19 protein-coding genes are annotated in these 18343 nt (G+C 65.4%); 15 read left to right on the top strand and 4 right to left on the bottom strand.

The window, feature by feature from the left end:
• Positions 1-3: 3 nt before the first annotated feature.
• From GN330_RS17335 to GN330_RS17305, 7 genes are all read left to right on the top strand, one after another.
• Positions 4-990, top strand: coding sequence for a branched-chain amino acid ABC transporter permease (locus GN330_RS17335; RefSeq protein WP_156713980.1), 987 nt, complete (start codon positions 4-6; stop codon positions 988-990).
• Positions 987-1745: an ABC transporter ATP-binding protein gene (locus tag GN330_RS17330; protein ID WP_156713979.1), complete on the top strand. Its 759-nt coding sequence runs from the start codon at positions 987-989 to the stop codon at positions 1743-1745. Before GN330_RS17335 ends, GN330_RS17330 begins: the two co-directional genes overlap by 4 nt.
• Entirely contained in the window at positions 1739-2440 is a 702-nt protein-coding gene (locus tag GN330_RS17325) for an ABC transporter ATP-binding protein (RefSeq protein WP_156713978.1), read from the top strand. Before GN330_RS17330 ends, GN330_RS17325 begins: the two co-directional genes overlap by 7 nt.
• Entirely contained in the window at positions 2427-3257 is an 831-nt protein-coding gene (locus tag GN330_RS17320; RefSeq protein ID WP_156713977.1) for an aspartate dehydrogenase, read from the top strand. Before GN330_RS17325 ends, GN330_RS17320 begins: the two co-directional genes overlap by 14 nt.
• 100 nt (positions 3258-3357) lie before the next feature.
• The gene (locus GN330_RS17315) at positions 3358-3828 is read left to right on the top strand and encodes a (2Fe-2S)-binding protein (RefSeq protein ID WP_156713976.1); all 471 of its coding nucleotides are present in this window, start codon (positions 3358-3360) and stop codon (positions 3826-3828) included.
• On the top strand, positions 3825-4646 hold the full coding sequence (locus GN330_RS17310) for an FAD binding domain-containing protein (protein ID WP_156713975.1): 822 nt from the start codon (positions 3825-3827) through the stop codon (positions 4644-4646). The genes GN330_RS17315 and GN330_RS17310 overlap by 4 nt, the downstream gene beginning before the upstream one ends.
• A gap of 17 nt (positions 4647-4663) precedes the next feature.
• On the top strand, positions 4664-5674 hold the full coding sequence (locus GN330_RS17305) for a helix-turn-helix domain-containing protein (protein WP_156713974.1): 1011 nt from the start codon (positions 4664-4666) through the stop codon (positions 5672-5674).
• Between the two features lie 133 nt (positions 5675-5807).
• Here the strand turns inward: GN330_RS17305 and GN330_RS17300 are convergent, their stop codons facing one another.
• A complete protein-coding gene (locus GN330_RS17300; protein WP_156713973.1) occupies positions 5808-6683 on the bottom strand; it encodes a VOC family protein in 876 nt (291 codons plus the stop codon).
• 202 nt (positions 6684-6885) lie between these two features.
• On the opposite strand from GN330_RS17300, the gene GN330_RS17295 reads away from it, so the two are divergent.
• From GN330_RS17295 to GN330_RS17260, 8 genes are all read left to right on the top strand, one after another.
• The gene (locus tag GN330_RS17295) at positions 6886-8385 is read left to right on the top strand and encodes a carboxylesterase family protein (protein ID WP_156713972.1); all 1500 of its coding nucleotides are present in this window, start codon (positions 6886-6888) and stop codon (positions 8383-8385) included.
• Positions 8379-9926 carry an amidohydrolase family protein gene (locus tag GN330_RS17290; protein ID WP_156713971.1) on the top strand — a complete coding sequence of 516 codons (1548 nt, stop codon included), beginning with the start codon at positions 8379-8381 and terminating at the stop codon, positions 9924-9926. The genes GN330_RS17295 and GN330_RS17290 overlap by 7 nt, the downstream gene beginning before the upstream one ends.
• 160 nt (positions 9927-10086) lie before the next feature.
• Positions 10087-11316, top strand: a complete 1230-nt coding sequence (locus GN330_RS17285) for an ABC transporter substrate-binding protein (protein ID WP_156713970.1) — start codon at positions 10087-10089, stop codon at positions 11314-11316.
• Positions 11317-11367: 51 nt separating this feature from the next.
• Positions 11368-12222 (top strand): branched-chain amino acid ABC transporter permease, encoded by an 855-nt coding sequence (locus tag GN330_RS17280; protein WP_156713969.1) that lies wholly within the window; start codon positions 11368-11370, stop codon positions 12220-12222.
• A 10-nt stretch (positions 12223-12232) separates the two neighbouring features.
• Entirely contained in the window at positions 12233-13183 is a 951-nt protein-coding gene (locus tag GN330_RS17275; protein WP_156713968.1) for a branched-chain amino acid ABC transporter permease, read from the top strand.
• A complete protein-coding gene (locus GN330_RS17270; RefSeq protein ID WP_156713967.1) occupies positions 13180-13929 on the top strand; it encodes an ABC transporter ATP-binding protein in 750 nt (249 codons plus the stop codon). Before GN330_RS17275 ends, GN330_RS17270 begins: the two co-directional genes overlap by 4 nt.
• Positions 13930-13934: 5 nt before the next feature.
• Positions 13935-14654 carry an ABC transporter ATP-binding protein gene (locus GN330_RS17265; RefSeq protein ID WP_156713966.1) on the top strand — a complete coding sequence of 240 codons (720 nt, stop codon included), beginning with the start codon at positions 13935-13937 and terminating at the stop codon, positions 14652-14654.
• A 46-nt stretch (positions 14655-14700) separates the two neighbouring features.
• Positions 14701-15651, top strand: a complete 951-nt coding sequence (locus GN330_RS17260) for an MBL fold metallo-hydrolase (protein WP_197435215.1) — start codon at positions 14701-14703, stop codon at positions 15649-15651.
• 48 nt (positions 15652-15699) lie between these two features.
• Here GN330_RS17260 and GN330_RS17255 read toward each other — a convergent pair whose 3' ends face one another.
• Genes GN330_RS17255 through GN330_RS17245 form a run of 3 tightly spaced genes read right to left on the bottom strand, consistent with a single transcriptional unit; the run spans position 15700 to position 18079 of the window.
• The gene (locus GN330_RS17255) at positions 15700-16185 is read right to left on the bottom strand and encodes a hypothetical protein (RefSeq protein WP_156713964.1); all 486 of its coding nucleotides are present in this window, start codon (positions 16183-16185) and stop codon (positions 15700-15702) included.
• A gap of 40 nt (positions 16186-16225) precedes the next feature.
• Positions 16226-17284, bottom strand: coding sequence for a D-TA family PLP-dependent enzyme (locus GN330_RS17250; protein ID WP_156713963.1), 1059 nt, complete (start codon positions 17282-17284; stop codon positions 16226-16228).
• 36 nt (positions 17285-17320) lie between these two features.
• On the bottom strand, positions 17321-18079 hold the full coding sequence (locus GN330_RS17245) for an SDR family NAD(P)-dependent oxidoreductase (RefSeq protein WP_156713962.1): 759 nt from the start codon (positions 18077-18079) through the stop codon (positions 17321-17323).
• Between the last annotated feature and the right edge of the window lie 264 nt (positions 18080-18343).

Here is an 18343-nt window from a genome sequence, read left to right as displayed (position 1 = left end):
ATGATGAACGGCTCATCCTCCGCTAGGCTCGTGCTTGTCCTTGTCGTGCTGGTCGCGCTTGCCGCTCTGCCGTCGGTAGCCGATGCCATGGGGCAGCCGGCGCTGACTTCGCTTGCGACGCGCATCCTGATCTACGGCATTGCGGCGGCCAGCCTCAATCTGGTGCTCGGCTATGGTGGAATGGTCTCCTTCGGTCACGCGGCCTTTTTCGGCATTGGCGGTTACGTCGTCGGCATCCTCTACCAGCATTACGCCTCCGGCGAGCCGTTGTTCGGTTTCGTTCCCGGCAGTAATCAGCTGCTGGTGACGGTGCCGGCCGCGATCCTCGTCAGCGGGGTGTTCGCCGCCATCATCGGCGCGCTGTCGCTGCGCACCAGCGGCGTGCAGTTCATCATGATCACGCTCGCTTTCGCCCAGATGCTGTTTTTCTTCTTTGTCTCGCTGAAGGCCTATGGCGGCGATGACGGACTGATCATCCGCCGCGCAAACGAGGTGCCGGGCCTCAATATGCGCGACAAGCAGACCGTCTATTATGTATGCCTGGCGGCTGCCGCGATCTTCTTTGTCCTGTTGTGGCGGGTGGTCAATTCGCGCTTCGGCAATGTGTTGGTCGGGCTGCGCCAGAGCGAGCGGCGCATGGCGGCGGTCGGCCTGCCTGTCTATCGCTACAAGCTTGCCGCCTTCGTCATTTCGGGCATGGGAGCGGGGCTCGCCGGCGCGCTGATGGCCAATTTCATGCGCTTCGCCAGTCCGGACATGCTGCATTGGACCAAATCCGGCGAACTGATGGTGATGGTCATTCTCGGCGGCGTCGGCACCTTGTTCGGCCCGCTCGCGGGCGCCGCCGTTTTCATCATTCTGGAAACGGTCCTCGCCGCCTGGACCGAATATTGGCAACTCGGGCTCGGCGCCATCCTGCTGTTCGTCGTGCTTTACACGCATGGCGGAGTACAGGCCCTGGCGCTGCGCCTTGTTGGGAGGCGCGTATGACAGCCCCCATCCTCGCCGTTCGCGGCCTGGTGAAGCGTTTCGGCGGGCTGTTGGCCACCGACGCGGTCGACCTCGACGTGCGTGCCGGCGAAATTCACGCACTCATCGGTCCCAACGGCGCCGGCAAGACAACGCTGATCTCGCAGCTTTTCGGCGAGCTTCGGCCCGACGGCGGCACGATCGAACTCGACGGCAAGGTGATCGACGGGCTTTCGACCGCGGAACGGGTTTCGCGCGGGCTTGCGCGCTCGTTCCAGATCACCTGCCTGCTTTCGGATTATTCCGTGCGCGACAATGTCGCGATCGCCGTCCAGGTGCGCCAGGGCCACAGCTTTCGCTTCCTGGCTAATGTGCGGGCCGACCGGGAGTTGCGCGCCGAGGCGGATGCGCTTCTGGCGGGCGCCGGCCTTGCCGAGCGTGCCGAGGAGATCGTGGCCAATCTGTCGCATGGCGAGCGCAAGCAGTTGGAGCTCGTCGTCGCGCTGGCCAGCCGGCCGCGCTTGCTGCTTCTCGACGAGCCGATGGCCGGCCTTGGCCACACAGAGAGTCAGCAGATGATCGAGATGTTGCGCGGTCTGAGAGAGACGGTCGCCATGCTCCTCGTCGAGCACGATATGGACGCCGTCTTCAAACTGGCCGACCGCATCTCGGTTCTTGTCTACGGCCGGGTGATCGCCACGGGAAGCCCGGACGATATCCGCGACCATCCCGAGGTCCGCAAGGCCTATCTCGGCGAGGGAGACGAGACATGCTGAAGGTCAGCGGACTTCAGGCTGCTTATGGCGCTAGCCAGGTTCTGTTCGACGTCGCGCTCGAAATCGCCGACGGCGAGGTGGTCACCCTGCTCGGTCGCAACGGCATGGGCAAGACCACCACTGTACGCGCGGTCATGGGGCTTTTGCCGCCGATGGCCGGCGATGTGACGATCGGCGACGTGTCGGTATTCGGCGCGGCACCCGAAATCGTGGCGCGGCTCGGTGTCGGTCTGGTGCCGGAAGGCCGACAGGTATTCCCGACGCTCAGCGTGCGCGAAAACCTGGTGGCGACCGCCTCGAACCGGCTGCGGCGCGCCGGTCCCTGGACGCTGGAGCGGGTCTACGCGCTGTTTCCGCGTCTGCGCGAGCGTGCCCAGCAATCCGCGGTGACCTTGTCGGGCGGCGAGCAGCAGATGCTGGTCATCGGGCGCGCGCTGATGACCAATCCGCGTCTTCTCATTCTCGACGAGGCGACGGAGGGGCTGGCGCCGGTCATACGCGCCGAAATCTGGGCCTGCGTCGAGCGCCTCAAGGCGGAAGGCCAGTCGATCCTGCTGATCGACAAAAACATCCATGTGCTCAAACGCCTCGCCGACCGGCATTTCGTGCTCGAAAAGGGGCGTACCGTATGGTCGGGCGATGGCGCCGACCTCGAACGCGACACCGAACGGGTGCATTCTTATGTCGGTATCTGAGCGCACATCGCGGCGTCACCTTCGCGTCGCCATCGTCGGCTGGGGGGCGATCGCAAGACGCGTCGTCGCGCTGCTGGCCGAACGGGGCAGGGGCGAAATCGCCTTCGTCGCGGTCGCTGTCCGCGACACGGCTGCATCCAGGCCCGATTTGCCGGCTTCGGCCCGATTGATTGCCGAGCCGGGCGACTTGACCGGGCTGGATATCGATCTTGTCGTCGAGGCGGCCGGCCGGGCAAGCGTCGAACCCTGGGGCCAGGCAGCACTTTCGGCCGGGCGCGATTTCGTCGTCTCCTCCACCTCCGCTTTTTGCGACGATGCGCTGATGGCACGCCTCGTTGCGAGCGCCGACCATACAGGCGCCCAGATCGTCGTTCCGCCGGGCGCGATGGGCGGTATCGATGCGCTCGCCGCGGCGGCGACGCTTTGTCTCGACACGGTCGAGCACACCATCGTCAAGCCACCGGCGGCCTGGCGCGGGACGGCGGCCGAAACGCTCGTGGATCTGGATGGTCTCAACCGTGCGGCGATTTTCTTTTCCGGGACGGCGCGCCAAGCGGCCGACCGCTTTCCGCAAAACGCCAACGTGGCGGTAATTTCCGCGCTGGCCGGCATCGGCCTCGACCGCACGCGCGTGTCGCTATGCGCCGACCCGGCCGCCTCGCGCAACGGTCATCGGATCGCCGCCGGCGGGGCGTTCGGGCGGCTCGATATTTCGATCGACAACGAACCCCTGGCGACGAACCCGAAATCGTCGGAAATGACGGCGCTCAGCCTGGTGCGGCTTCTGGAAAATCGCGTTCGTGCGCTGGTGCGTTAGTGCCGATGGAGTTCGCGGCTCGGCAACGCCGGTCGGGATTGGATATGTCGGACCCGGAGAGAGGACGCGGCAGGCGGCGCAAAATGGCAATGGAGCAAGGATGATGCGGCTGGAAACGGAAATCAACGGCAAGCCGGTCGCGGCCGAGGTCGAGCCGCGAATGCTCTTGGTGGAGTTCCTGCGCGATCAGTGCCGGCTGACCGGCACGCATGTCGGTTGCGATACCAGCCAATGCGGCGCCTGTGTCGTTCATCTCGACGGCGTCGCGGTCAAATCCTGTGCGTTGCTCGCAGTCCAGTGCCAATCACGCAAAGTCACCACGATCGAGGGCTTGGCCCAAGGCGCGGCGTTGCATCCCATGCAGCAGGCCTTCCATGAACACCACGCGCTTCAATGCGGATTCTGCACGCCCGGCATGATCATGTCGGCGGTCGACATGGTGGAGCGCCACGCCGGCGACCTCGATGAACACACGGTGCGCGAAGAGCTCGAAGGCAATATCTGCCGCTGCACCGGGTATGAAAACATCGTCAAGGCGATCCTGGCGGCTGCGGAGACGATGCGGCCATGAACAAGTTCGACTATGTGCGTCCGACAACACTCGCGGCCACGCTCGACCTGCTGCGCGCCAGCGACGAGCCGATGCTGCTTGCCGGCGGACAGACGCTGCTGCCGACGATGAAGCAGGGGCTCGCCGCGCCGGAGCTGCTGATCGACCTCAACGCCGTGTCGGAGCTGGTGGAACTTTCGGTGACCGGCGACGGAATCCGGGTCGGCGCCATGTGCCGGCACGCAACCGTCGCCACGTCGGGCGCCGTGCGCGATAAGATCCCCGGGCTCGCGGAACTGGCCGGTATGATCGGCGATGTTCAGGTGCGCAACCGGGGCACGATCGGCGGTTCCGTCGCCAACAACGATCCAGCCGCCGACTACCCGGCGGCCTTGCTCGCACTCGACGCGACGATCCGAACCGACAGCCGCGACATCAGCGCGGACGAATTTTTTGTCGACCTGTTCGAGACCGCCCTCGAGCCGGGCGAGATGATCCGCGAAGTGGTTTTCCCGTCATGCCGGAGCTGCGGCTACCTGAAATTCCGTCAGCCGGCTTCGCGTTTCGCGATTGTCGGCGTTTTCGTCGCACGCCACCGGCAGGGAGTCCGGGTCGCGGTCACCGGCGCGGGCTCAGCAGGTGTCTTCCGCTGGACGGAGGCCGAGGCCGCATTGGACGGGAATTTCGCGCAACAGGCGCTCACCGGCCTGGCGCTCGACCCACAGCAGATGCTGAGCGACATCCATGCAGGCGACACCTATCGCGCCCATCTCGTGCAAGTCCTGACCGGGCGTCTCGTCGAGGCGCTTGGCGCGCGCAGCCTCCGGGTGCGGACATAGGTTGAAAGGAGAACGCGATGATTGAAATCGGCGGGAACGTTTGCGCTCCCCATGGCGGGTTTGCTTTCGCGCGTGGCAGCTTCTCGCATGGCGAAGACGTCGGTCAATACGTCTCCATCGTGAACCGTCGCGTGGCCCGTGTCGAAGTGCGGCCGGCAAAGGCGGATCGCTTCGTCTACCGGACGTCCGAAGTCCGCCTCGGTCCGCTTTGCATCTCCCGCATCCAGTCCGATCCGGTCGAGCTGCACCGGTCGGTGAGTTGCATCGAGGCCGACAATCAGGCGCAATACATCATCGGTTTTAACCTGTCTGGAAACACCGATGTCGATCATGATCATCGTCGGGCGGCGATCAGGGCCGGCAGTCTGTTCCTGCTCGACAAGGCGATGCCCTACCATGCGACGTTTCCCGACGCCGCCGATCGCGTGCTGATATCGGTACCGCGCCGGCTGCTGGAAAGCAGGCTGATTGACCCGACCCGCTACCTGCCCGTCACGCCCGACACCGAACGGGGCATCGGATGCCTGGCGCGCGAGCACCTGCAGTTTCTCATCAGGGAAGGCCATCAGCTCGGGAGCGCCAACCAGACGCATGCCATCGAGATCTGGCTCGACCTGATCGCGCTCGCCTTCAAATCCGGGGATGGGCGTGACGAGGACGATCTGGAAAGGAATGCCGGCGGCGGTGGCCACATGTTGCTGTCGCGGGTGAAGGCGCATCTGCAATGCGCGCTGGAAGACCCGGAACTGACCCCGGCCAAGGCCGCCGACACGTTCGGCCTGTCGAAACGCTACCTGCACAAGCTGTTTTCCAACAGCGGCACGACGTTCGGCGCATGGGTCCGCGAGGAGCGGTTGTTGCGGGCCCGTTCGCTGCTGGTCGATCCGCGCTACGCGCATCTCACGGTGACGGAAGTCGCCATGCGGCAGGGGTTCAACGATATCCCGCATTTCAGTCGTCAGTTCCGGGCTCGCTTCGGTATGGCCCCGCGTGACGCGCGCGCGAACGCCGCCCGGCTGCTGGCCTGAAAAATCCGGTTCTGGGCGGGACGACGGCGCCCGGCCGAGTTCGGCTGGAAGACCATGACGGCTTGCGCCAGGCCGCCATCATGGTTTGTCGTCCTTGTGGCGGCCCGGTTTTTCGGAGCTGGCTCCAAACCCGTCAGCGTGTGTCCTGAACGAATTCGTGCACGACCCCAAGCGCGTGTTCGGCCGGCACGTGGAAGCGATTGTCACCCTCGACGATCGGGAAGCCGGCGTCGGCGATCAGCGCGCGCGCCGACGCCAGATCGGCGACGGTGAAGGTCGCGGCAACGATCGAAGGCGCCGGTGACAGAAGTGTTCCCGACAGGCGTTGCCCCGCGTCCTGCGGGCCCGTGAAACGCAGCGTCGTCACCAGCGGCAGGCTGATGCCGGGAAGCCCGTCGATCTGGCCGAGCGACTGTCCCGTCAGCACCGCGTAACGCTGGGCGGTCGCCTGGGGGTCCTCCGAGACGATCAACAGGCTTGACAGGCTGGTGGCGCCGTTCTCGTGCGTGAGGTAGCGCGGTTGATGCACATATTCGGGATTGCGGTGCCGCGCGGCCTGTATCAGGCCCTCCGGGGTCGCGGCGCGATCGAAATGCACACAGTCGAACTTCGCCGTGCGCGTCCCTTCGGGCGTGCCGATATCGCGTTGCAGGGCGATCACGCCCGAATTGGCGACGTTGGCCGACGACAGTCGTGTGGCGACGGTGTCCGCGTCCTTGCATCCGAAGCAGATGATGTGGGCGCCCTCGAACCGGTCGATGAAACGATCCCAGCCCCAGTCGAGCGCGCCCGGGTTCACGATGCCGAGCACTTCGATGTAATTGTTGGGAAACACCGCGCAGCGATTTCCGGTCGCCATGGGTTGAACCGGTTCGTCCGGACTGCTCGATCCCGAATGGACCGAAAGCGGTGTCAGTTGAAAGCCGAGCCGCTCGTAGAGCGCGCACGCGGCCTCCATGTCACGTACGGCTATCCCCAGATGGTTCACTGAATCGATGTCGCCGTTCATCGCGGGCCTCCTGCACCTTGGATCATTGTTCCACCCAGCATCGCCCGGCCAGCAGATTTCGGCTTGCGCGTGAGCGCAGCGCCGCTTGTCGCCCGGCGCAAACTCCTATCCGCATCCGCGCACAAGCGCCAATGCGCTCACGCGCAAGCCGCCCGGTCGTTTTTGGCACTAGCTTTCCCTCACCACAACGAAGGGACAACCCATGCGCCAGTCGACCGAAACCGTTTTCGTGGACACTTCTCTCGGGCGCATAGCCGGCTTGCGCCGGGACGGGGTATGCCGTTTCAGGGGAGTACCCTTTGCCGAAGCGCCGGTCGGCGCCCTGCGGTTTTGTCCTCCACGCCGCAAAACGCCCTGGACCGGCACCCTCGAAGCCTTCGAGCCGGGCGTGATCGCGCCGCAGCTCGCCTCCCGGCTGCTCGCGGTGATGGGAGATTTCACACGCCGGCAAAGCGAGGATTGTCTGCGTCTCGACATCGTCACGCCAGGGGTGGACGATGCGCGCCGACCGGTCGTGGTCTGGCTGCACGGTGGCGGTTTTTCCAGCGGGGCGGGCGGGCTCGACTGGTATGATGGTGGCCTGCTCGCCGGCGAGGGCGATGTGGTCGTGGTGGGCGTCAACTACCGTCTGGGTGCTCTCGGCTATCTGGTCGCACCGGGCATCAGCGACGGCAATCTGGGCTTGCTCGACCAGGCGCTCGCGCTGCGCGTTGTGCGCGATATCGTCGCTGGCTTTGGCGGCGACCCAGACAACATCACGTTGATGGGGCAGTCCGCCGGCGGAAACTCGATCGCCGCGCTGTTTGCCGGCGGTCATCCGATGAAGGGCGTCCGGCGGGCGATCATGCAGAGCGCCGCACTTGGCATGCGTCCGCAGGACAGCGTCCGGGCGCGAGCGCTCGGCGCCGATTTTGTCAGCGAATTGGGAGGCGACCCCGACAAACCGGACGAGACCCGCGTGAAGCTTGCCGAACTTCCCGTCAGCGCGATCCTCGGCGCGCAGGCCGCCGTCGCCCGCCGGCATGCCCGGTTCGGCGACACCGCGCCGCCGTTCCAGCTCGTCCAGGCGAGCGCGGGCCTGTCCGACACGATCGCCTTCGACCACGCGGCCGCCGACGCCATGACGGGTATCGATGTGCTGATTGGCGTTACGGCGGACGAGGCGGACGCCTTTTTCGCGCTCGATCCGCGCGCCGGCGAGCTCGATGCATCCGCGGTTGCCGAACTTGTCGGCGAGCTTTACGGCCCGCGCGGCGTCGGGGCGCTCGACCTCATGGCGCGCCGAAACGGCGATATCGCGCCCGGCGCGCTGCTCAGCGCCGTCGTGACGCAGGATGTGTTTGTCGAGCCCGCTATCGCCTTTGCCTGCCGGCGTGCCGCCGACGGGGGAAAAGCCTATGTCTACGAGTTCGGCTGGCATCCGGCCGGCAGCCCGCTTGGCGCCTGCCATTGTCTGGAACTGCCATTCGTGTTCGGGCCCGCGCAAGCCTGGGGCGACGCGCCGATGCTTGCTGGCGCCGATCCCGTCGAAATAGCCGAACTGTCGGCAACGATGCGCGCCGCCTGGCTGAACTTCGTCCGGACCGGTGATCCCGCGGCCGCCAAGCTGCCGACCTGGCCGATCTTCACCGCCGGGCGCAAGAACGCGATGCGGCTCGATCGGCGATCCGCGATCCGCGACCTGGCGGGCGATCCATGCTGAGTGCGACGCCGGCGAGGGCGCGGCGGCAATCGCGGCCGATATGGGTCCGCGGCGCGACGCTGGTCGACCCCGTGGCCGGCGAGGAGGGTGGTGCAAAAGCCGACATTCTGGTTCGCGACGGCCAAATCGCCGCGATCGGCCCGGACGCGACCGCGTTCGGGGTGCCTGACGATGCCGAGACTTTCGACGCCTCTTCGCTGATTGCCGTACCTGGCCTGGTCAACGCCCACTACCATTCGCACGACGCACTGTTGAAGGGGGCTTTCGACGTCATGTCGTTGGAGCGCTGGGCGGTGCGTGCCCTGCCGCGCTACTTTCCGCCCCGTTCCGATCGCGAATTGCGGCTGCGCACGTTGATCGGCGCGGCCGAATGCCTGCGCGGCGGCATCACCACGGTTCAGGACATGCTGAGCTTGTGGCCGCTGACAAGCCGCCAGGCGGCAATCGTGCGCGACACCTATCGCGAGACCGGGTTGCGGGTCGTGCTCGGGCTGCAATTGGCCGACACCGGACCGCTCGACACGATCCCCTACCTGCGCGACATCCTGCCGGTCGAACTCGCCGGCATCGTCGCGGGACCGCCGCCGCCGCCCGACATGCCCGCGCCGGTCGCCGAGCTCGAACGTATCCTGGCCGAGCTGCCTGCCGGGCCGGACGACCGCGTCACCTGGGCCGTCTGTCCGTCGAGCCCCGAACGGTGCAGTCATGCGCTGCTCGCGCGCCTGCTGGAGATCGCCCGCGCCCATTCGGTGCGGCTGTTCTCGCATGTCGCCATTTCGCGCGTCGAGGCGGTCGGCGCGCGTGCGCTTTTCGAGGCGCATGGCGGTTCGCCGATCCGATATCTCGACAGCGTTGGCGCGCTCGGGCCCGACCTCACGCTCGCTCACGGCGTCTGGCTCGATGATGACGACGCCTGCCTGCTGGCCGACAGCGGCACGCGGCTGGTGATGAACCCGATCAGCAATCTGAAAACCCGCAACGGCATAGCGCCGTATCGCCGTTATGCCGAAAGCGGCGTCCGGCCGGGTCTGGGTTGTGACAATTGTTCGTGCTCCGACGCCCAGAATATGTTCCAGGCGATGAAGTTTTCCGTGCTTCTGGCCGGCATTGCCGGGCGGTCCGACGATGGTCCCGGCGCGCGCGATAGTCTGCGGGCGGCCACCGCCGACGGCGCCCATGCGCTCGGCCTCGAGACGACCGGCCGCCTGAGCCCGGGCTTCAAGGCCGACTTGACCTTCCTCGATCTCAAGGATCCAGTCTATAGTCCGCTGAACAACGCCACGCGACAGATGGTCTATGGCGAAGCGGGACGCGGCGTCAGCGCCGTCATGGTCGACGGTCGTTTCGTCGTTCGCGACCGCAAACTGCTCACGATCGACGAGGACGCGCTCGCGGACGAACTTACCGAACTGATGCCGGCCGTGCTGCGCGACGCCGGAACCGTGTTCGAGCGCGCCGCACGGCTTGACCCCTACCTCTCTGAAGCGGAAGCGCGAGCCTGGGAGGTCGATGTCGGGATGACGCGCATGGCATGCGATTGACCGCACCGTGGACGCGACGAGACGGCAAGGGTGCAGGTGCGCCCACGTCCAAGCGACAATGCGCTGGCAAGCAAGCCGAATGTCAGTGCCCGGCGCACTATGAGCCTTGGAGCATCGTGTATGTCCGCTTCACACGCGCAATAATCAGGGGAACCGTTTCATGAAACTCCGATTGAAGACTTTTGCCGCCGCCTTGGTGACGGCCGGGCTGTCCGCCTCGGTGAGCGCCGCGGCCGAGGAAACCATCAAGGTCGGCATGATGTCGCCCAATACCGGTCCGTTCGCGGTGATCGGCGAGGATGTCCGCAACGGCTTCCAGCTTTATGTCGACGAGATCGGCGGCATGGCTGCCGGAGCCAAGCTCGAAGTGATCTTCGAGGACACCCAGGCCAAGCCGGATGTCGGGCTGACGAAAATCAAGAAGCTGGTCGAGAGCGACGGCGTCAATTTCGTCGGTGGCATCGTGTCTTCCAGCGTCGCCTATGCGCTGCGCGACTACATGGTGGAAAAAAACGTGCCGCTGGTGGTATCGGTCGCCAGCGCCGACGGGTTGACGCAGCAGCTTGCCGCGCCGAACATTTTTCGCACCAACAGCTCGGGCAGCCAGGCCAGCCATCCGTTCGGCAAATGGCTTTTCGAGCAGGGTTATAAGCGCGTGGTCATGATCGCGCCTGGCTACGCGATGGGCTTCGAACAGACTGGCGGCATCGCGCGCACCTTTACCGAAGCAGGCGGCGAAGTGATCCAGTCGCTCTATCCGCCGCTCGGCACGGCCGACTACGCGCCGTTCCTCACCAGCCTCAAGATCGACGAGGCGGATGCGGTCGTGGCGGTCTTCGCCGGCTCCGAAGCGATCAAATTCGTCAAGCAGTTTGAGGAATACGGGCTCAAGGGCACGATCCCGCTGGTCGGCACGAGCCTCTTGACCGACGATCTGATTCTTGGGCAGCAGGGCGATTCCGCGCTTGGCATCGTCACCGCCTCGCATTATTCGAGCGCGCTCGACACGCCCGGCAACGCGGCCTTCGTGAAGGCGTACCGCGAAAAATACGATCGCTCGCCGACGCTTTATTCCGAGGGATCCTACGTGACCGCCAAGGCGATCCACATGGCGATCGAGGCGCTGGGCGGCGATCTGTCCGATCCGGCGAAAGTCAACGAGGCGCTGGCGGCGGTGTCGTTTGATTCACCGCGTGGACCTTTCAAGTTCGACGGCTACAACAGCCCTGTGCACGACATTTACGCCTTCGAGGTCAAGCGCAAGGACGGCGAACTGGTGAATGAGCCGATCGAGCGTTTCGAGGCCGTCTCCCAGTTCTACACCTGGAGCCCGGAAGACTATATGGCGATGAAACCCTATCGCGATATCGCCAACGATTGGGCGAAATAGCGGCAATCTCGCCACCCGCGGCGTGATCGCCCATTTCGGAAGACAGGAAGCATGGCGTTCTACACGATCCAGATACTCAACGGGCTGTCGCTCGCCATGCTGCTTTTCCTGATCGCATCGGGTCTGTCGGTGATCTTCGGCCTGATGCGGATCATCAACCTGGCGCATGGTTCGTTTTATCTGCTCGGCGGATATTTCGGGCTGTCGGTGCTGAACCAGACCGGCAATTTCTGGCTCGCCATCCTGGTCGCGGCCGCGATCGTCGCGGCAATCGGCATGGTCTTGCAGCGCGTGCTTCTGGAGCGCGTGCACGGTAATGAACTCGGTCAGGTGTTGATGAGCTTCGGCGTGCTTCTGGTCATCTCTGACCTTGCGCTGTGGTTCTGGGGCGGTCTGCCCCAGACGCTCGACAGGCCCGATTTTCTCGACGGCGCGTTGCGATTTGCGGGACTGTTCTTTCCCAAATACCGCGTCGCCCTGATTGTGTGCGGGTTTGCGGTCGCGCTGGCGATCTGGCTCATCATCGAGCGCACCCGGATCGGCGCGGTGATACGTGCCGGCGTCGACGATGCCGAAATGGTCCGGGCGATCGGCTTCGACATCAAGATGGTCTTTCTTCTGGTGTTCGGCGCCGGAGCCGCGCTGGCGGGCGCGGCCGGCGTGCTCGGCGGTGCGATGCTGGGCATCTATCCGGGCGCTGATTTCGAGGTCGTGCTGCAGGCCTTCGCCGTGGTCGTCATCGGCGGGCTGGGAAGCCTGCGTGGCGCCTTCGTCGGCAGTCTGCTGATCGGTTTCAGCGACACGATCGGCAAGGCGCTTTTGCCGGAATTCGCCATGTTCACCATTTTTGTCCCGATGGTCGCGATGCTGGTCATCCGTCCGGAGGGCCTTTTCGGCCGTGCGTGAGATCTCCCAGATGAAACCTTCCCTCGTTGCGGGCGCACTGGCGGTCGCCGCCTTCGCCGCCGCGGCAGCGCTTGGCGGGCTGTTGTCGAGCTACTCGACGGGCCTGTTGATAGACTGCCTGATCTTTTCCGTCCTGGCGCTGGGGCTGAACCTGCTTCTCGGTCAGACCGGCCTGCCGTCGCTCGGCCACGCCGCCTATTTCGGCGTTGGCGCCTATACTGCCGGCCTGGTCATGCTGCATGTTTCGGACAGCTTCTGGTGGGGCGCGGCGGCCGCGATCGCGACCAGCATGGCCGTCGGTGCCGCCTATGGCCTGCTGGCGTTGCGCACCAGCGGCGTCTACTTTCTGATCATCACCCTGGCGCTCGGACAGATCACCTTCGCGATCGCGTTTTCATGGCGCAGCCTGACCGGCGGCGACGACGGCCTGCGCGGCATCGGCCGGCCGGATCTCGGCCTGCCGGGCCTCAACGTCGACACAACCGCCGGCTACTATCTTCTCGCGCTGACCGCCGCGGCCGCCGCGCTCTTGCTCATGAGGCTGATCGTGCGCTCGCCCTTTGGCGAGGCCCTGCGCGGCATTCACCAGAACTCCGACCGCATGGCCGCGCTCGGCTACAATGTCTGGCTCTACAAGTTTCTGGCCTTCGTCATCTCGGCCGGTTTCGCCGGCTGGGCGGGCGTCATCTTCGTCTATTACAAGGGGTTCATCAGCCCCGAGGCGGTCGGTATCGTCGTGTCGGCGGAGGTGACGCTGATGGTGATCGTCGGCGGCGCCGGCACGCTGATCGGGCCGTTCCTGGGCGCCTTCCTAGTGGTGTTCATGAGCCATGTCGTGTCCGGCTACACCGACCGTTGGCTGACGGTGCTCGGACTGCTTTACATCTGTGTGATGCTGTTTGCGCCCAAGGGCATCGTAACGCTTGTCGGCGACGCCTGGCGCGCCAGGAGGTCGGCATGAGCGCCCAAGCCGTCGATGTCGACAACGTGGTCATGCAATTCGGCGGCCTGCGTGCCGTCGACGGCGTGTCTCTGCGCGTCGGCGTCGGCGAACGCCGTGTGCTTCTAGGCCCCAATGGCGCCGGCAAGACCACCCTGTTCAACATGATCGGCGGGCAGTTGCAGCCGACCTCCGGCGCGGTCCGGTTGTTCGGCCAGGACGTTTCCAGACAGAACCCGTACCGACGCGCGCATGACGGTCTCGCGCGCACCTTCCAGATCACCTCGCTGTTTCCCGACATGACGGTCGGCGAAAATCTGCATCTAGCCGTGCGGGCGCTGTCGGCGAGCCGTTTTGGGATGATCCGGCCGGCAAGTCAGTATCCGCGCATTGCCGAACGGGTGGCCGATGTCCTGGCCGAGTGGCGCTTTCCCGCCGGCGCCGACACGCTGGTCAGCAATCTGTCCTATGGCGATCAGCGCAAGTTGGAACTGGCCATGGCGGTCGCCAACCGGCCGCGCATCCTCCTGCTCGACGAACCGACCTCGGGCCTGTCGGCAACCGAAACCGAGAGCGTCGTTGGTCTGATCAAGGGCTTGCCCGAGGACGTGACCGTGATCGTGGTCGAGCACGACATGGACGTTGCCTTCGCGGTCGCCGACCTGTTCACGATCCTACACAATGGCCGGTTGGTGACCACCGGCACCGCGGCCGAGGTGCAGGCCAACGAGGATATCCAACGCATCTATTTTGGCGAAGGCGAGTGAGCGGTATGGCGCAACCGATCGTCAGCGTGGACGACGTTCACACCTATTACGGCGACAGCTACATCCTGCAGGGCGTCTCGCTCGACGTGCGGCCGGGCGAACTGGTGGCCGTGCTGGGGCGCAACGGCGTCGGCAAGTCGACGCTCGCCAGTACGATCATGGGCTTCAACCCGCCGCGCCGGGGTGCGATCCGCTTCGAGGGCAAGGCGCTGACCCGGGCGACGCCGGAAGCGCGCAGCCGGGCCGGCATCGCGCTGGTGCCGCAGGGCCGGCGCACCTTCCGTTCGCTGAGCGTGGCCGAAACCCTCGAGATCGCGCGCCATTTGCGGCGTTTCGACGGGCAGGGACTGTCCTGGACCGTCGATGCCGTCTACGACGCCTTTCCGCGGCTCGCCGAGCGCCGCGACAATCGCGCCGGAACCCTGTCGGGCGGCGAACAGCAGATGCTGGCCGTCGGCCGCGCCTTGGTTGGCAACCCGCGGCTGGTTATTCTCGATGAGCCGACGGAGGGCCTGTCGCCACTTCTGGTCAAGGAATTGTTCGGCGTGCTGGAAATGGTCAAGGCGCAGGGCTCGACGATCCTGCTCGTCGAGCAGCGACTTAAATTCGCGCTGGCGCTCGCCGACCGGGTGGTGATCCTCAACAAGGGCAAGGTGGTCTATACCGCGACGCCGGCCGAACTGCAGGCCGACGAGGACGTCAGGCACCGTTATCTCGGTGTCTGATCGTGGGCCCGCCCGACCGATGGCGGAGGGACGAGGACAGGACGCGATGATCGAAACACTGCATGTCGAGATCGGGCATGGCCGACCGGCCTGCTCCATGGATGTCTTGACCATCGGCGCGGCGCGGATTGTCCGCATACCCGATATCGACCGGATCGAATGGCCCGCCACCGCCTTGTTCGGTGCGTTGACGGCTGAAGATCTGCGCGCCGCCGCCGGCGCGGTCCCGGCCGGAACCGTCGATGCGGAGGCCGCAACCCTGCTTTTGAGCTTCAACAGCTATTTGGTCCAGACGCCGGATTTCACCGCTCTGATCGATGCCGGTGTCGGCAACGGCAAGGAACGGTTGGATCGTCCCGCCTGGCATCGCCGAGCCGGCCCGTTTCTCGACCTGCTCGATGGGCTCGGCGTACGACCCGACGCCGTCGACATCGTCGTCAACACGCATCTGCACGCCGACCATGTCGGCTGGAACACGGTACTGGGCGATGCCGGCTGGCAGCCGACGTTCCCGCGTGCCCGCTACGTGGCGCCGCGGGCCGAATTCGACCATTGGAACCGGCTTCAACAGGCGGAACCGCCTGCTCCCGTCCTGCATGGCGCCTTCGCCGACAGTGTCTTGCCGCTGAGAAAAGCCGGCTGCCTCGACCTGGTTGGCCCGACCTTCGAGATCGCGCCCGGCCTGCGTTTCGAACCGGCCGCCGGCCATTCGCCCGGCATGTGCGTCGTTCGCCTGACGCTCGATGCGGCCTCGGTGCTGTTCACGGCCGACGTGCTGCACCATCCGCTGCAATTCGCCCGCCGCGACCTCGTCTCCAATTTCTGCGCCGACGCAAAGATGGCGCGCGACACGCGCGACCGTCTGCTGGAGGAAAACACCGGCACCGGCACGATCCTGGCGCCGTATCATTTTCCCTCACCCGCTTTCGGCCGTCTTGTACAAGACGCTGCCGGGCTTCGCTTCGTTCCCCTGCCAATGTCTTCGGCTGCGGCCTGAGCGGCTTTTGTTTCGCCTGCATCGAGACACCTTGTGGAAGCGCAGGGCTTATGCGCCGAGCGGATGCGGCATGTACCCGACGAAACCGGCGATCTTCCACACGCCGTCGACCTTGCGGCAGAAATACAGCGTCTGCCATTTGAGCCGCGTGGGCTCGCCGTCGGGGCGGGCGATCTCGCCGTTGAATTTTTTGTGCAGCACGGCGCGGTCGCCGTCGATGTCGATGTCGCGCATATTGGTGATGCGAAACATCGCCTCGCGCAGCGGTTCGCCGAACTCGCTCGCCGCCGATTCCTTCGCCTGGCGCAGCCATTCGTCCCGATAGACTTCCAGCCGCGGGAACTGCAGCCGCCAGGCATCGGCGTCGGCGAGGAAATGAGCATGCATGCCGAAAAAACTCTCGGCGATGAAATCGTGCTCGACCATCGACCAGTCCTGGGAAAGGAAGGCGTCGATGTCGCGCCGCACCAGCATCTCCCAAAGATAGTGCCGGTCGGCGTCGCCTTCCGGAAAGGGGTTTTTGTCGAACTGCATGTTGGGCTCCGTGCTCGGGTTTGCCGCTGGCTTGGCGGTCCTATGTCACGCGGCCGCGCGCGGCGACCGGGACGCGGGCGATCACTTCTTGTCCGTCGATCAGGTGGACGGCGTCGAACAGATTGGACACCACGCACACATGGTTGGGAATGACGCGCACCTTGTCGCCGACCGCCGGCTTTGTCGCGCAGCCGGAAAGGTCGACCACCGCGTGCTCCTCGCTGAGCCCGGTCACCACCGCCTGCGGATAGTCTACGATATGGCCGTGGCCGGGCGCATCGCTGCGGTCGGCGGCCAGCGCCTTGGAGCCGGCGTCGAGCACGGCGCGGTCCGGGGTCGGGCGACTGACGACGGTCGCCAGCACGCTCAGCGCGCAATCTTCCAGCGTTCCGAGCCCGAACGAGACCTGCATACGGTCTGAATAGATATAGGTTCCCGGCCGGTGCTCGGTCGCGGAAGTCACCTCGGCGGCGGCATAAAGGTCCGGTGACCCGCCGTTGGAAATGCGCGCCACCTCCAGGCCGGCATCGTTCAGCATTTTTTTCGCTGATTTGAACCATTGGTCGACCTCTGCGCCCTTGCCGCGCGGCGGATAGGTCATCAGGCCTTCGAAATGCAATCCTGGCGCCGCGTCAATCAGCCTGGCGAGCTCCAGCGCCTCCTGCGGCGACTGCACGCCGCAGCGTTTCGCGCCCGTGTCGCATTCGATCAAAACGGGCAGGGGGTGCGATGCATCGGTGAAGTGGCCGGCATAACCTTCGACGGTCGGCCGGCTGTCGGCGCTCACCGAAAGGGTGAGCCGTCGGTGAAGGGCGTTCAGCCGGTCCAGCTTGTCGGCGCCGACGATATTGTAGGGAATGAAGATGTCGGCGATACCCGCGTCGGCCATCGCCTCGGCCTCGCCGAGCTTCTGGCAGGTGATGCCGACGGCGCCGAGCTCGATCTGCCGTTTGGCAAATAGCGGCAGCTTATGCGTTTTGACATGCGGGCGCAGCGGTAGCCCGTGCGCGTCGGCATAGTCCTGGGCGCGGCGCAGATTGGCGTCGGCGATATTGCGGTCGATGATGACCGCCGGTGTGTCGAGGTCGATAAACTTCATGGCAAAGGCTCCGCTGGATGATCGTGATCCCGTTTGCTAGCCGGCGATCTGCTCGAGAAACGGCAGGTTGCTGGCGCTCACGCCCGCATCCACCCGCAATGTGGCACCGGTGATGCCGCTTGCCCACGACGAGGCCAGAAAGACGATCGCGCGCGCCACTTCGCTCGGTTCCACCAGCCGCGCGAGCGGATAGAGCCGGGTGACGGCGGCCAGAATTTCCGGATTCTCCTCCAGCCGATGCGTCCAGGCGTCGGTGTTGATCGATCCGGGAACGACAACGTTCGCGCGGATGCCGTTGCGGCCTTCCTCGGTGGCGATCGCCCGCATCCAGGCGTGCAGGGCGGCCTTGGCCGCCGAATAGGCCGGATTGCCGTAATGGGCCAGCGCATTGACCGAGGAGACGAAAACGAAGGCCGAACCCGAGGGCCGGGTGCGCATCGCCGGCAGAAATGCGCGCGACAGCAGCGCCGCGCTGCGGAAGTTGAGGTCAAGTTCCGCGGCCAGGTTCTCCGGCGTGATGTCGGCGAGCGTCTCGGCGCGGGTCCAGCCGGCGTTCGAGATCACCGCCGCCGGCGCACCCGCCTCGCAGATCGCCGCGCAGGCCCGGTGAAGTGCGTCCTCGTCCAGAAGGTCGAAATGGTGCGTCTCGCCGATGCCCGGCGCCGAAAGGTCGGCGCCAGGCCGGTCGCAGGCCACGATGCGCGCATTGCACTTAGAAAGCACCGCAATGAGCGCTGTGCCGACGCCGCCGCCCGCCCCGGTGACGACCACACGTTCGCCCGCGAAATCAATCATCTGCTCCCCCGTCGGTCGCCGGTGCTTTGTGCGCCTCTGGATGGCGCCATAGCGGTCGCGCCGCTGTCGGAGGGGCAGGATGCGAACATTCTTGTAATAAAGCAACACAAAACTATGAAAGATGTTGCTTTCCAACAAGGGCTGTAACAGGATCGGTTCCTGGTGCTTCTGGCGCCTGTTCTTGCGCCGCTTCTCCGCGGGGGGAGGGTGGCCGCGTTTCTGGCGCCTTATCGGCATGCGGAGCCGCACGGGCGGCAGGTTACA

The sequence above is a fragment of the Nitratireductor arenosus genome (genome assembly GCF_009742725.1).
Taxonomy (GTDB): Bacteria; Pseudomonadota; Alphaproteobacteria; order Rhizobiales; family Rhizobiaceae; genus Mangrovimarina; species Mangrovimarina arenosa.
This window is presented reverse-complemented; position numbering and strand designations above follow the sequence as displayed.